The following is a 14036-nucleotide window of genomic DNA, read 5'->3' on the forward strand; positions in this document are numbered from 1 at the left end:
TCGCTTCCTATTCACCCGCTTCGCTCCAAGTCACCCAGCAGACTGAGCAGGGGATTTGATGCTCCACAAAGTAGTCGAGCCAGAGTTTCTGATTGTCTTGCAGCCTATCGCCGGGACCTTTGACCTCAATCAATTTGTAGCGCTGCGCCTCGATGTCGAACTGGATCAGGTCGGGGAAGCCACTGCGATGCGTGCGGATATCACTCAGCAGGCGCTCGAAGATCAGACGCAGGTGCTCCGCTGGAATCAGTTTGAGAGCCAGTGCAAGGAGCTCGGGCGTTATGACCGACCAGTGAATAAAGGCGTTGGTAATCCCGCGCTTCTGTTCGAACCGTTCAAGGATCTGCTCAGCATAGCGGCCGTTATCCAGCACGGCCCAAGCGGCATCGAGCTGTTCACGGCGCTTCTCTTTGAATGCGGAGCGGTATAGATCCGCAGGGTGCGACTGGAAGGGGTGGAAAAATGCCCCCGGAACCGGGGCATAGAGCGCATCCCAGAAGAGCAGACCAAAGAGCGAGTTGATCAGGCAGTTCTCTACGTAGGCAATGGGTGCTGTAGGTGTGCCAAGGGCTTCAGCAGTCCCTAGCTCGACGCACTGTTCGGGACGCGGGATACTGATCTTAAACTCTTCGGGAGAGCGCAGCTTGGGAGCAGGTTTAGCGTCTCCAAGCTTCTTCGAAACACGCGTTTCAACACGCGCGATTGAGAGCTGATGTATCGGTGTAAGTGAACGCGGCGTTGCAAGTTCCAGACGTTGCTTCACTGCCTCGGGTGAGGCGTGTTTCTCCATCACCCTAAGTTCACGGATCAGCGCGTCTCCGAGCCCCGATGTGCGGTACAGCTTCAGCGCTGTTTCACTATCACCCGCGCGCTCTGCCTCCTGGCCAAGGCTGAAGATCAAGCGCGCATAGCGTCCACCGATCCAGTCATTGATGGGTTGGACGGCGCGCGCGAGTTCGATCCGCTCACCGAGTGGCAAGGACTCGCTTAGCTCATAGAGAGCATTGAGCGCGAGGTACTGGTCTACCTCTTCACGTTGATTAAATGCGCGGCTTGATTCAGTGAGTTCGACCGGCTCGTAATTGAAATAGCCCAGCTCAGTAACGACAAACTCGCTCCAGCTCTGGCGTAAATTACCGAAAAACATCAGTCGTAGACGATCGAAGAGCGGCTGGCAGGTCAGGGCGGCGCTGGGCGCATCACTATCTAGCCAATGTGCCAAGCTCATTGAGGGTAGCTCGTGAGTCGCTAATGACTCTTTGATGCGTGCTTTGGATGCGCTCTTGGGGAGTGGTTTAGTGATGCAACGGTTGTGAACGCCAAGCAACTCTTCACGGTTCAACAGGTCGGCGAGTTGGTCGCTACTCACCAGGGGTTCAAGCTCAACCAGTTCAAGTGACTCGAGCACCTGCAACAGGATAGGTACGGGCGTATTGATCTCTGCGTAGTGCTGCAGTTGATGTGCGCGGTAAAGCGTCTGTGTACGCATTACCATACGCACCAGAAGAGCTTGGACATCGGTTGGCGCCCCCAAGAGACCGTCGAGTGACTTGAGTTCATCCGCTGTCAGCAGGTCTGCGTGCAACTGGCGCACCCAACTTATCAGTGTTCGCGCGTTCTCTAGATAGTAAAGCGGGTTATCCAGCGATGCGGCTACCGGGGGATTACCTCGAATATCTGTCATTGGCTGCGTTTGACTCGCAAGACTATTTTGCCGATGTGCGCTTTCTTCAGGAAGCTTTTCTGCGCCTGCTCAATCTCTTCAAGCTCAAAGGTTTGCCCAACCAGTGGTTTGATCTCACACGACTCGATTCGTTTGACCAAGTTGGGAAACACCTCAGCATCAATAATCGTTCCACCAAAAAAGCTCAGGTCTTTGAGGTAGAGCGTGCGCACATCCAGCTCGACGATGGGTCCGCCAATGGCGCCTGAGACAGCGTAACGTCCACGAGGTTTGAGAACCTCGAGCAACTGAGGGAAAGTGCTGCCGGCAACAAGATCGATTACCACTGTCACACTGTTTTGGCCCAGCGTCTCAAGTAGATCGGCACCGCGGTCTACACAACGGTCAGCGCCTATTGCGATAAGCTGTTCTGCTTTAGCGCTCTGCGTCTGAGCAATGACGGTCGCGCCACGCGCTTTCGCCAGCTGCACGGCAGCAGAACCAACGCCTCCTGAGGCGCCAGTTACCAGTACGGTATCTTCGGGTCCAACTGAAGCGCGAGTCAGCAGGTTTTCTGCAGTGGAATAAGAGCAGGGGAAGGAGGCGAGTTCGATATCGCTCATATCTGAGTCAACGCGGTGGGCATAGCGAGATGCAACTTTGGTGTAGTCGGCAAAACCACCATCGCACTCCGAACCCAAGTACCAGGGGCTCTCCAGTGGTTTGCCTGCGGCCTCGTGCATACTCGGCTCGACGATTACACGCTCGCCGATACGAGAAGTATCTACCCCCTCTCCGACAGCGACAATCTCACCACAGATATCAGCGCCCTGTATGCGTGGAAGTTGCAGCGCAGAACCACCCCAGCCGGCATCATCGCTAGAGCCTTGGTTTTTTGAGTACCAGCCGATGCGCGTATTAATATCGGTGTTGTTAACCGCGGCAGCGCTAACGCGGATGAGCACCTCCTGTCTGTCCGGTGTCGGTATGCAAATCTCGGAGCGGATTGCGAGCATCTCATAGCCGCCGTGTCCTATCAGTTGAACACCGCGCATCACTTTAGGCAGAGTAGTCAAATTTCCTCCTCGAGAATCCAGGCTCTGCGATGCGGGTGGGTGCCTGCTTCGCATTAAGCCGTTGAAGGGTAAAGATACCTTGTAAACCTGAGTTTGTAATACCGCAAACCTGAGATTGCTTTCCCCTAACGACACTTTTTTGCCTAGCTCGCCCAATGACCCTGACTGTGGCTTGACCCGACTGGAGCGCTGAGCGATTAATGCACTTTCGTTTATTCGTACAATGCATAATTATAAAGAGTAAGGTAAACAAGATGAGTGATATCTCCATAGCGCGCGCCGCAACGCTTAAGCCGATACAAGAGGTAGGCGCGGGCCTCGGCATACCGCAAGAGCAACTGCTGCCCTATGGCCATGACAAGGCGAAGATTCGCAGCGAGTTTATACGTTCGCTTGAGGATAAGGAGCAGGGTAATCTCATACTCGTTACAGCGATGTCTCCGACACCGGCTGGAGAGGGCAAAACAACGACCTCTGTGGGCTTGGGTGATGCACTCAATCTAATTGGAAAGAAGACCATTATCTGCCTGCGCGAACCCAGTCTTGGACCTTGCTTCGGTATGAAGGGTGGTGCGGCCGGCGGCGGTCAGGCGCAAGTCGTTCCGATGGAGGATATCAACCTTCATTTCACCGGCGATTTTCACGCAATATCGGTCGCCAACAATTTGCTCTCGGCGATGATCGACAACCAGCTCCAGTGGGATAACCCGACGGGTATCGACCCGCGTCGCATCACGTGGCGCCGAGTGGTGGATATGAACGATCGAGCACTGCGCGATATCCTGATTGGCTTGGGTGGCACGCCCAACGGTATACCGCGCGAGGGTGGCTTCGACATCACCGTTGCGTCTGAGGTGATGGCGATCCTCTGTTTGGCAGAGTCCTATAAGGATCTGACACAACGTCTGGGTAACATTATCGTCGGTTACACCCGTGCCGGTGAGCCCGTCCATGCTCGCGATATCAAAGCGGAGGGGGCAATGACAGCGGTACTTAAAGACGCTTTTCTGCCTAACCTTGTGCAGACGCTGGAGAACAATCCGGCTTTCATCCACGGTGGCCCCTTCGCCAACATAGCGCATGGGTGTAACTCGGTAATTGCTACCAAAACGGCGCTTAAGCTTGCCGATTACGTCGTTACTGAGGCGGGTTTTGGAGCCGATCTGGGCGCTGAGAAGTTCTTCAATATAAAGTGTCGCAAAGCGGGCCTAAGTCCCAAGGCTGCCGTGATGGTAGCCACTGTTCGAGCGCTGAAGATGCATGGTGGCGTTGCTAAGGATGCACTGGGCGAAGAGAACGTAGAGGCGGTCACTAAAGGCTGTGAAAACCTGGGACGCCATATCCGTAACATGGGGCAGTTTGGTGTTCCCGTCGTTATCGCGCTGAACCATTTCCACACCGACACTGAGCCAGAGCAGGCCGCTGTAGTGGAATACTGCAAGCAGTTTAATGTCGAATGTATTCTTGCTACGCATTGGCGAGACGGCGGTGCCGGAGCGGTTGAACTAGCGGAGAAGGTTGTTGCCATTGCAGAGTCAGGGGCAGCTCAGTTTCGTACCCTCTACGATGAAGGCGTCGATCTATGGGAAAAAGCCCGTCACGTCGCACGTACTCTCTACGACGCCGACGACCTGATTGCCGATAAAAAGGTGCGGGCGCAGTTCAAGTCTCTGCAAGAGGCGGGCTTTGGTCACTTCCCGGTCTGTATGGCTAAGACACAGTACTCCTTCTCAACGGATCCTCAGTTAATGGGAGCACCCAGTCACCACGTAGTGCCTGTGCGTGAAGTGCGCTTAGCGGCTGGTGCGGAATTTATCGTAGTGATCTGTGGCGACATCATGACGATGCCGGGTCTACCTAGAAAGCCGGCTGCCGAGAGTATTTATCTGAATGAAGCGGGTGAGATAGAGGGGCTGTTCTAGATCCAATCCCAGTCGAGCGACGGTTTTTACGTAAAGACGTCAAAATGTCATTATCAAGTGGGTGCTTTGGCACCCATTTTTTTACCCATTCAAGAAGGAGGGTGATTCAATACTGAAACACGATGTTTCTAAAAATACGTAATTATCTATAAATTCCTGTTGTTCGATTCGGTAATGATCGTTAATATGTAACTAAATTACGGAATATTTAAACACGCTTGTCGTGAGTCAGAGGAATTTAGAGTGATTAACGCCAGAATAGCTGAGATTACCGCCCGTATTCAGGAGCGTAGCCGCGATACTCGCGGTGACTACGTTGCGCGTATGGAAGCTGCACGTAACTCGAAGGTTCAGCGCTCAGTACTATCTTGTGGCAACTTGGCTCACGGCTTCGCTGCTTGCGGCGCTGAAGAGAAAAACTCTCTGAAGATGATGGACGCCGCCAACATCGCCATCATCAGCTCTTACAACGACATGCTCTCGGCGCACCAGCCGTTTGAAAGCTTTCCTGCTCTGATCAAAGAGGCTGTCAAAGGTATGGGCTCTACTGCGCAGTTTGCTGGCGGTGTGCCGGCAATGTGTGACGGTGTGACTCAAGGGCAGCCGGGTATGGATCTGAGTCTGTTCAGCCGTGACACCATCGCGATGGCGACTGCGGTTGGCATGTCGCACAACATGTTCGACGGTGCGCTGGCGCTAGGTGTCTGTGACAAGATTGTTCCGGGTCTGTTGATGGGTGCGCTGAGCTTCGGTCATCTGCCTTGGGTCTTTGTTCCAGCTGGCCCTATGCCGAGTGGTCTGCCAAACAAAGAGAAGGCGCGTATCCGTCAGGAGTATGCCGAAGGTAAGGTTGGCCGCGATGCACTGCTACAGTGTGAGATGGACTCTTACCACGGCGCAGGCACCTGTACCTTCTACGGCACAGCAAACTCGAATCAGCTGCTGATGGAGGCGATGGGTCTACATCTGCCAGGTTCTTCGTTTATCAATCCGAATACACCGCTACGTGACGAGCTAACTAAAGCTGCTGCTGAGCAGGTGTGTCGTATTACTGATCTCGGCTCTGACTACCGCCCGCTCTACAAAGTGATTGACGAGAAATCGATTGTTAACGGTATCGTTGCACTGCTTGCAACAGGCGGTTCAACTAACCACACCATGCATTTGGTTGCGATGGCACGCGCTGCCGGTGTGATTGTGAACTGGGATGACTTCTCTGAGCTGTCAGACATCGTACCCCTGCTGACACGTATCTACCCGAACGGCAGTGCTGACATTAATCACTTCCAGGCAGCAGGCGGCATGTCTCTGCTGTTCCGTGAGCTTTTATCTGCGGGTCTGATTCACGAGGACGTGTTGACTATCAAAGGCGAAGGGTTAGCCGATTATACGACCGAGCCATTCCTTGAGGCTGGTAAGTTGGTGTGGCGTGAGGGCCCAGAGGCGTCTCTGGATCCTGAAGTGGTAGCGACTGTCGCTCAGCCGTTCTCTAACAACGGTGGTCTGCGTCTTCTCAAGGGTAACCTCGGTCGCTCAGTGATCAAAGTTTCGGCCGTTAGGGAAGATAATCGTGTCATCGAAGGTCCTGCCGTTGTTGTACACGACCAGAACGATATCCAGAAGCGCTTTGATGCGGGTGACCTGCATCGCGACTGTGTTGTGGTTGTGCGCTTCCAGGGTCCAGCCGCTATGGGTATGCCAGAGTTGCATAAGCTGACACCGCTACTGGGTTCGCTGTTGGACAAAGGTTTCAAAGTCGGTCTGGTTACAGATGGTCGTATGTCGGGCGCTTCGGGCAAGGTGCCTGCCGCGATTCACCTGACACCAGAGGCACTTAATGGCGGTATGATCGCTAAGGTGCAAGAGGGTGACATCATCCGTTTGGATGTGAATACCGGCGAATTGATCTTGAAGGTGAGCGATGAGGAGCTAGCTGCGCGCGAAGCTGCTACCGCTGATCTTAAACCCTACCATTGGGGTATGGGGCGCGAAATGTTTGGCGCAGCACGTCAGATGGCGGGCGGTGCAGAGCAGGGCGCAAGTTTCCTATTTGGCTACGAAGCCGGCCCACAGGGCTAACACCAGGAGTTGATATGAGTACTCAAGCTGAAGTTTTGTTAACCACTTCACCGGTTATGCCGGTCCTGGTTATTGAGCGCGTTGAAGACGCTGTGCCAATTGCTGAGGCGCTGAAGGCCGGTGGTCTTAAAGTGCTGGAAGTGACTCTACGTACTGAGTCTGCGTTGGATGTGATCCGTGAGATCGCGGCCAATGTTGACGATGTCATCGTGGGTGCTGGCACCGTGACTAAACCTGAAGAGTTTCAGTTGGTTGAAGAGGCGGGCGGTCAGTTCGCTATCAGCCCGGGCGCTACTGATGCGCTGTTCCAGGCGGGTCTCGAGTCAAACATGCCGTACCTGCCAGCCGTTAGCACGGTTGCCGAGATGATGCGCGGCATGGAGTTTGGTTTCGAGTGCTTCAAGTTCTTCCCAGCCGAAGCTAACGGCGGGGCACCAACGCTTAAAGCGTTCGCAGGTCCGTTCCCGAATGTACGCTTCTGCCCCACAGGTGGTATCGGTGCGAATAACTTCACTGACTACCTCAAGCTACCTAACGTAAGCGTAGTGGGTGGCTCTTGGGTCGTACCTAAAGATCTGATCGATGCAAAAGATTGGGCTGGCATCACCGCTTTAGCAAAAGACGCCGTAGCCAAGGCGAACGCACTCTAACCGAGAGCAGCGTCGCCAAATCAGTTCTCGTTTCCAATGGTCGTGGAAACACGAGCGGGCAACCGCTCATTTTCAGCCGCCCCGTAAAACGGGCGGTTTTTTTATGTACATGGACGTACTGTATCCCGGCAGTGCAGGAGCACACTGCCGGGGTTCGTGGGCTTTGTTAAGATTTAAGGTAGGAGAGAGCGGCGACGTAGGAAAGGCAGTAAACGGCAGGTCTCAACCTAACCGCAGGATCACACTGCCGGGGTTCGTAGGCTTCGCACAGCTTGCAGGTAGGCGAGAGCGGCGTCATAGAATACCGAAAATCGAGGTAAAAGCGACCTAGCGCAAAGCGCTATTTCGCGACCGGTCGCGCAATAAGCTTCGCTTACTGCGCTCATACACTGGTTCCAGCTAGTTCTTAAGCTGAAAGGCGAGCCTCTTCTAGCCCCAGTCCAAACGCCGCCCGGACTTCAGGGCAGACCAGTTTGTAGTCTGCAACACTCAATCCCTGCGCCAGTCCAGCGTCAGCCTTCATGGCAGTCACAGGATCTTTCGCCAGACGCTCCACATAGGGGAGGGTTGCGGCGACTAGTGCTTCAGTTGATGTGCGAGCTACTGCGCCGGGCATATTGGCGACACAGTAGTGCAAGACACCATCAACAACATAGGTTGGATCGGTGTGGGTGGTCGGTTTGCTGGTTTCGAAACAGCCACCCTGATCAATCGCCACGTCGACCAATACTGAGCCTGGACGCATTTGGCTAAGCTGTTCGCGCCGCACCAATTTAGGTGCCTTTGCCCCTGGGATCAGGACTGCGCCAATTACCACATCGGAATCGAGCACAAGCTGATCTACGAGGCTCGAAACTGCTGCTTGAGTTTTGATTCGGCCGTTAAACAGCTGGTCGATCTGCGCCAATCGATCAAGCTTGGCATCCACAATGGTGACATCAGCACCCAGACCAACGGCAATGCGCGCAGCCTCGGTACCGACAACGCCGCCGCCTAATACGAGTACTTTTGCTGGCGCAACACCTGGCACACCGCCCATCAACTTTCCGCAGCCGCCGCGGTGTAGCATCAGGCTTTCCGCAGCGACCTGGCTTGCCATACGCCCGGCAACCTGACTCATGGGGGCTAGCAGTGGAAGCTGAGCTGCACTGTTCCGTACTGTTTCGTAAGCGATCGCTCGACAGCCAGTCGCTACGAGGCTGTCTGTTAAATCACGATCTGCCGCAAGGTGCAGATAGGTGAATAGCGTGTGGTGCGGCTTCAGCATCGCAACTTCTGATGGCTGAGGCTCTTTAACCTTCACGATCATCTCGCCCGCTTCGAAGATCTCTTTGGCGGTTGGTTTTAGTGATGCGCCTGCTGCTAAGTAATCCTGATCGGTGTAGCCAATCGCCTCGCCAGCGCCGGCTTGGATAAAGAGTTCATGGCCCTGGCTGACTAGGGTGCTGACAGCCGCAGGCGTGAGGCCGACGCGTTTCTCGGCGACTTTAATTTCGGTTGGGACTGCAATTTTCATAGGTGCTCTCCAGTAAAACTTCGTGCTGATTAATCCTGTTTAGGCGTTAATAAACTAAATTCAGTGTCCCATAACCTTGCTGCATGAACTGCGCTATATTAGGTATTATCTCAATACTCATTGCATGAATAATGCGTATAAATGTAATTTTACGAGGAATGTGTGCATGGATATGGACGCCAAGGACTGGGAGATACTGCGGGCACTGCAGCGTGACGGCCGTGCAAGCGCGGCGGATATCGCTGAACGTATTCATCTGAGCCCCTCATCGGTGAGCCGTCGTATTGCCCGGCTTGAGCAGGAGAGGGTGGTAAAGGGATACCGGGCAGAGGTAGATCAGCAGAAGGTCGGCTATGAGTTAACAGTGATGGTGGAGATTTCGCTGGATAGTCAGTCAGATGAGGCCTTCAGTGCATTCGAAGCTGCGGTCGCGAAGATCCCATCAGTGCATGCCTGTTACCTAATGAGCGGCGAGATGGATTATCTTTTGCGGGTGGTAGCCCGCAACATAGAGGACTTTGAGCGGATACATCGTCGCGTGCTATCGAGCTTACCGCATGTCGATAGGATGCACTCCGCCTTTACGTTGCGCGAGGTTATCGCCCGAGCGGAGTTCAGTAGCTGAGAGTGATCTAAAACAACGATTTATTGTGTGGTGAGGCGCTGCATTAGGGTGTGGCTTTGGCCGGGTTCTAGGTTGATTCTCGCCTCTAGGGCATTGGCCGCCTCAACGCAGATGTAACTACGATAGTTTTCGGCGCCGAGATCCGCCATACCTGCAGCGATCTCTTCACCTGCATTCCATACCACTGTGGTGCCACTACCTTGCTTGGCGATATCCGTCGTGGCGCCGGTTCCGGTATCGATTAGATCAAGCTGTTCGCTGGTGTCGTAATAGACACGATCTGTTGGGTTGGTAAGGTATACGGCTTCGCGACTCTCTAATGCCTGCTCGTAGTCCAGCAGCTTGTCTGCGTACCTCACACCCGCTAGGCCATGTAGTGACGCGTTTTCCAAATCACTGACCGGGAGATAGGTGTGCAGGGCTTCGGTCAGTTCGACTGCTTGTTCGCCGACATTACGAGAGATAAGGCGCATCTCGAGTGAGTGCTTTGTCAACTCGATCTGATATTCGGCTTCGAGCGGGTAGTCAGTGTCGGTGCTGCTGAATCCCAGGCGCAGCATTGCTGACTCCGGTGTTGAACTCTGCTCGAGCAGTTGCCAACTGGAAGTACGGGCGAAGCCGTGCGCTGGACGGATTGAGTCTGTGCCATGAGGGCCAAACCATGGCCAGCAGATTGGAACCCCGCCACGAATGGGTTGATTCGGTTCAAACAGTGTTTTCGGGCTCATCCAGAGACGTTCCTCGCCTGATTGCTTGTAGCTAATCAGATGAGCCCCTTGCAGCGTAAGCAGTGCCCGAGAATGGCCGAATTCAAGTTCTACGGTCTCGAGTGGACTGCTGGCTAACCGGTCTAATATTGCACTGCTGTTCATGGTTTCGGCCCTGTAAGTATTAAAATTACATTATATTGATTTGGGTGCTTTGTGGTTTGTTTTTTTCTAAAACGATTAAGTTATTTTATAAGTTATTGATATAAAACGTGTTAATCCGAATAAAGATCCAGTTTACGATATCGGTCTAGAACTAGCCTTCAGTTACCGAGTGTTATAAAATTTAGTAAGTTTTTTACGTACCTGGCTTGCCTCGAGACATGAGTCTGGCACTGGGTAGCAACTATAGGAGTTTGACCATGTCCCACGAGATGCACAAGGCCTGTGATTTTGTGCTGTTCGGCGCGAAGGGCGATCTGGCGATGCGTAAGCTGTTTCCAGCATTGTACCAGCTTGATGTCGCTGCGCTGCTTAATCCTGATAGTCGTATTGTCGGTGTAGCCCGTGCGGATTGGTCACAAGATGAGTTTGTCGCGCAGGTTGAAGCGACGCTGCAGCGCTTCTTGAAAGAGGGCGAGTTGACCGAAGAGGCCTGGACGCGTTTCAGTGCGCGGTTAGACTACGTCAAAGTCGATATGACTGCGCCGGATGACTTTAAAAAGCTGGGCAAGGCGATTGACCAGTCTAAGCGTGTGATGGTGAATTATCTCGCAACGCCGCCCTCGGTGTTTGGCGATATCTGTAAAAACCTCAGCTACGCCGAGCTGATCAACGACGAGACGCGCATTGTGCTTGAGAAGCCGATCGGTCACGATCTCGAAAGCTCAAAAGTGATTAACGACACTGTCGCGGCTTACTTCAACGAGAACCGCATTTACCGTATCGACCACTACCTCGGTAAGGATACGGTGCAGAACCTGCTAGCGTTGCGTTTTGCCAATAACCTATTCAACTCGCAGTGGAACAACCACGCCATTGATCATGTACAGATTACGGTTGCGGAAACTGTGGGCCTCGAGGGCCGTTACAGCTACTACGACAAAGTGGGTCAGATGCGCGATATGGTACAGAACCACCTGCTGCAGCTGCTCTGTATGGTCGCGATGAACCCGCCCAGCAAACTGGATGCGGACTCAGTACGCGACGAGAAAGTGCGTGTACTTAAAGCGCTGCACCCAATTGATAGCACTAACGTACATAAGCGCGCCGTGCGTGGTCAGTACGCCGCGGGTTCTATCGATGGCAAAGCCGTGGTGGGTTACAGCGAAGAGGATGGCGGCGGTCAGTCGCAGTCCAATACAGAAACCTTCGTGTCGCTGCGTGTCAACGTCGATAACTGGCGTTGGGCGGGTGTGCCTTTCTACCTACGTACCGGTAAGCGCATGCCTGAGAAGATGACCGAGATTGTGGTTGTCTACAAGAACAACCCGCACTACATCTTTGATAAGAAACAGCAGGGTATGGTCTCTAACCGTCTGGTGATTCGTCTGCAGCCCGACGAGGGCATCCGTCTGCATGTGGTTATGAAGCAGTTGGGTATGACCGAGGGGCTTAACCTGCAGAACCGTGCGTTGAATCTGGACTTCACCAGCGATGATCCGAATCACCGCACGCCGGATGCTTATGAGCGTCTGTTGCTTGAGTCGATGGTCGGTGATCAGTCGCTGTTCGTTCGTCGCGACGAGATCGAAGCCTCTTGGACTTGGTGTGATCAGTTGATCGACGCTTGGGAGGAGACTGGTGATGAGGTGAAACATTACAACGCCGGTACCTGGGGCCCAATCGGTTCGATTGCGTTGATAGAGCGCGATGGCCGCTCTTGGCACGAGGAGTAATCTACGATGGTCAACAAACTCAATTTTGAAACGCGCAGTGAGCTGGAAAGCGCACTAACGGACCGTATTGTTGCGTTGCTTGATGCGGGTATTAAAGAGCGTGGTGTCGGTTGTTTAGTTGTTTCAGGCGGTCGTACACCGGCTGGCTTGTTTCAGCGCCTGTCACATCAGGACTTGGACTGGAGCAAGGTGATTGTGACCCTTGCTGATGAGCGCTGGGTGCCTGCTGACCATGATGACTCCAACGCGCGCTCGGTGGAGACCCATCTGCTGCAGTACAACGCAGTCAAAGCTAAGTTCATTCCACATGTTACTGCTGCTGCGACGCCGCAAGAGGGGCAGGCTGAGCTGGAAGAGACACTCAAGCAACTGCCTGAACATATTGACGCCGTCATTTTGGGCATGGGCGAAGATGGGCATACAGCATCTTTCTTCCCTAATGCACCTGAACTTGCGGCTGCGATCGATCCTAACCAGTCTCAAGCCTGTTTGGCTGTGACTCCGCCTGTTGCGCCACATCCTCGTATGACTTTGACGTTGCCGCGCCTGCTCGCCAGTAAACAGATCTTCCTGCATCTGTGCGGTGAGGGTAAGACTCCAGTGTTGGAAGAGGCGATGGGTGAGGGTGCGGCTGAGGATATGCCAGTGCGCACGGTGCTGCGCCAAGAACAGACGCCAGTAGATATTTTTTGGGCGCCTTAATCTAGGGTGCTGATGGCGCTAGCCATTTCGCGATGGGTGCGCAATAAGCTTTGCTTACGCGCTCCTACATTCGACAGCGGGAAAATCAGCGGTTGGTCAGATCCATCCGCTTAAGAAACTCGGTCCAGGTCTTATGCTGCTTGCTACTACCTAGGTAGCGGCCGCGGTCTTGGGTTTTCTGTGACCAGATCCCCTCGCGGTTGAAACTGTAGATTGGAACTAGATCCAAACGCTCCGTTGTCGGAAGCACTTCATTCTTCATGTTATCTAGTACCAGCGGGGAAGAGCTATTCTCAGGCTGGTAGGTCAGCACCATATGGGCTTCGCCGGCAGAGGGCACATTGGTATACATCATCTGCAGCTTTGACTCGTCGACGCCAAGATTGCGTAGAACAAAATATTTGGTAATGGCGAAATCTTCACAGTCTCCGCCATCGTTCAAAAGAGACTCTTTCGGGGTCGCCCAGTAATCGGCCTTACCGTATTTCTTATCGTCATTGGTGTAAGTGAGAAGATTGAGGACCGAGTTCACTGCATCAACACGCGCCTGCTCATCACTGTTGCGATGCGTCTGCAGTAGCTCGTCTATAGAGCTTGGGGCAGCCACCGCCTCTACTGGAGCGCTAGTCGCAAGAGCGCCGGTTGTAAAAGAGAGAGCCAGCATCGGTACGGCGATCGTTCGCAGAATATTTCGCACGTTGAGCTCCCTTTCCTCTCTCTAATCTTAGACCTTCATAATGCCTAGAGAAGGCGTAACGGCCATTTCCGGTGAATAGAACCTGTCGATTAATTGCTCGCGAGCATCTGTGTACCAGTGCCCTGAAGTGGTGCAACCACCGATGCCAGCACTATAAGGTAATTCTGCTGTGCGCTTGTTGAACAGATTTCAACAAAACTAGCGTTCTGGACTTTACGCAGGCCGAGCTTAACGCCCTGTTCAAACTCAGCTGTAAGCCCGTTACGTGCGGCCAAATTTTGAAGTTCGCGCTCGAGTGACGCGTTGTTTGCAGCAGTCTGTGAAGCTGTGCAGTGGTTATGGATAGTCGAGGCCATGCCAGCTAGGATTGCGAATTCAGAGCGCTCATCTGCCTGTGCCTGCAGGCTGAGTGCGGCCAGCGTCAGTACGCTAGCTGAAAGAATCGACTTAAGAACTGCTTTAACTGTCATAACTTCCTCTCTACATCCCTGTGCTTTTCTT

Annotated in this window: 12 protein-coding genes; 6 read left to right on the forward strand and 6 right to left on the reverse strand. The window is 53.6% G+C overall.

Annotation, left to right across the window (positions count from 1 at the left end; genetic code table 11):
- Positions 1-7: 7 nt before the first annotated feature.
- Together AC1WNR_RS06685 and AC1WNR_RS06690 are read right to left on the reverse strand one after the other, a co-directional pair.
- On the reverse strand, positions 8-1684 hold the full coding sequence (locus tag AC1WNR_RS06685) for a VRR-NUC domain-containing protein (protein WP_481643739.1): 1677 nt from the start codon (positions 1682-1684) through the stop codon (positions 8-10).
- Complete coding sequence (locus tag AC1WNR_RS06690) at positions 1681-2739, reverse strand: alcohol dehydrogenase family protein (RefSeq protein WP_481643740.1); 1059 nt, start codon at positions 2737-2739, stop codon at positions 1681-1683. Before AC1WNR_RS06690 ends, AC1WNR_RS06685 begins: the two co-directional genes overlap by 4 nt.
- A gap of 254 nt (positions 2740-2993) precedes the next feature.
- Here AC1WNR_RS06690 and AC1WNR_RS06695 point away from each other — a divergent pair, with 254 nt between their 5' ends.
- The 3 genes from AC1WNR_RS06695 to eda all read left to right on the forward strand — a co-directional run bounded on the left by AC1WNR_RS06695 (position 2994) and on the right by eda (position 7390).
- Entirely contained in the window at positions 2994-4661 is a 1668-nt protein-coding gene (locus AC1WNR_RS06695) for a formate--tetrahydrofolate ligase (RefSeq protein WP_481643741.1), read from the forward strand.
- A gap of 246 nt (positions 4662-4907) precedes the next feature.
- Positions 4908-6740 carry a phosphogluconate dehydratase gene (edd, locus tag AC1WNR_RS06700; protein ID WP_481645371.1) on the forward strand — a complete coding sequence of 611 codons (1833 nt, stop codon included), beginning with the start codon at positions 4908-4910 and terminating at the stop codon, positions 6738-6740.
- A 14-nt stretch (positions 6741-6754) separates the two neighbouring features.
- Positions 6755-7390, forward strand: a complete 636-nt coding sequence (gene eda, locus AC1WNR_RS06705; RefSeq protein ID WP_481643742.1) for a bifunctional 4-hydroxy-2-oxoglutarate aldolase/2-dehydro-3-deoxy-phosphogluconate aldolase — start codon at positions 6755-6757, stop codon at positions 7388-7390.
- 406 nt (positions 7391-7796) lie between these two features.
- Here eda and ald read toward each other — a convergent pair whose 3' ends face one another.
- Positions 7797-8906: an alanine dehydrogenase gene (ald, locus tag AC1WNR_RS06710; protein WP_481643743.1), complete on the reverse strand. Its 1110-nt coding sequence runs from the start codon at positions 8904-8906 to the stop codon at positions 7797-7799.
- 166 nt (positions 8907-9072) lie between these two features.
- Between ald and AC1WNR_RS06715 the strand changes: the two genes are divergently transcribed.
- Positions 9073-9531, forward strand: coding sequence for an Lrp/AsnC family transcriptional regulator (locus AC1WNR_RS06715; protein WP_481643744.1), 459 nt, complete (start codon positions 9073-9075; stop codon positions 9529-9531).
- A 20-nt stretch (positions 9532-9551) separates the two neighbouring features.
- On the opposite strand, the gene AC1WNR_RS06720 is transcribed toward AC1WNR_RS06715, so the two are convergent.
- Entirely contained in the window at positions 9552-10403 is an 852-nt protein-coding gene (locus AC1WNR_RS06720; RefSeq protein ID WP_481643745.1) for a D-hexose-6-phosphate mutarotase, read from the reverse strand.
- 257 nt (positions 10404-10660) lie between these two features.
- Between AC1WNR_RS06720 and zwf the strand changes: the two genes are divergently transcribed.
- The gene (zwf, locus tag AC1WNR_RS06725; protein ID WP_481643746.1) at positions 10661-12136 is read left to right on the forward strand and encodes a glucose-6-phosphate dehydrogenase; all 1476 of its coding nucleotides are present in this window, start codon (positions 10661-10663) and stop codon (positions 12134-12136) included.
- 6 nt (positions 12137-12142) lie between these two features.
- Entirely contained in the window at positions 12143-12838 is a 696-nt protein-coding gene (pgl, locus tag AC1WNR_RS06730) for a 6-phosphogluconolactonase (protein ID WP_481643747.1), read from the forward strand.
- 85 nt (positions 12839-12923) lie between these two features.
- Here the strand turns inward: pgl and AC1WNR_RS06735 are convergent, their stop codons facing one another.
- Both AC1WNR_RS06735 and AC1WNR_RS06740 read right to left on the reverse strand, forming a co-directional pair.
- Entirely contained in the window at positions 12924-13535 is a 612-nt protein-coding gene (locus AC1WNR_RS06735) for a transglutaminase-like cysteine peptidase (protein WP_481643748.1), read from the reverse strand.
- 89 nt (positions 13536-13624) lie between these two features.
- Positions 13625-14005 (reverse strand): hypothetical protein, encoded by a 381-nt coding sequence (locus AC1WNR_RS06740; RefSeq protein ID WP_481643749.1) that lies wholly within the window; start codon positions 14003-14005, stop codon positions 13625-13627.
- Between the last annotated feature and the right edge of the window lie 31 nt (positions 14006-14036).

The organism is Marinobacterium marisflavi, from assembly GCF_982447095.1.

What these genes read in the sequence shown, in the direction of transcription:
- eda (WP_481643742.1), top strand. Translation starts at nt 6,755, where the DNA reads ATGAGTACTCAAGCTGAAGTTTTGTTAACCACTTCACCGGTTATGCCG.
- AC1WNR_RS06720 (WP_481643745.1), bottom strand. Translation starts at nt 10,403, where the DNA reads ATGAACAGCAGTGCAATATTAGACCGGTTAGCCAGCAGTCCACTCGAG.
- zwf (WP_481643746.1), top strand. Translation starts at nt 10,661, where the DNA reads ATGTCCCACGAGATGCACAAGGCCTGTGATTTTGTGCTGTTCGGCGCG.
- AC1WNR_RS06715 (WP_481643744.1), top strand. Translation starts at nt 9,073, where the DNA reads ATGGATATGGACGCCAAGGACTGGGAGATACTGCGGGCACTGCAGCGT.
- ald (WP_481643743.1), bottom strand. Translation starts at nt 8,906, where the DNA reads ATGAAAATTGCAGTCCCAACCGAAATTAAAGTCGCCGAGAAACGCGTC.
- pgl (WP_481643747.1), top strand. Translation starts at nt 12,143, where the DNA reads ATGGTCAACAAACTCAATTTTGAAACGCGCAGTGAGCTGGAAAGCGCA.
- AC1WNR_RS06685 (WP_481643739.1), bottom strand. Translation starts at nt 1,684, where the DNA reads ATGACAGATATTCGAGGTAATCCCCCGGTAGCCGCATCGCTGGATAAC.
- AC1WNR_RS06740 (WP_481643749.1), bottom strand. Translation starts at nt 14,005, where the DNA reads ATGACAGTTAAAGCAGTTCTTAAGTCGATTCTTTCAGCTAGCGTACTG.
- AC1WNR_RS06695 (WP_481643741.1), top strand. Translation starts at nt 2,994, where the DNA reads ATGAGTGATATCTCCATAGCGCGCGCCGCAACGCTTAAGCCGATACAA.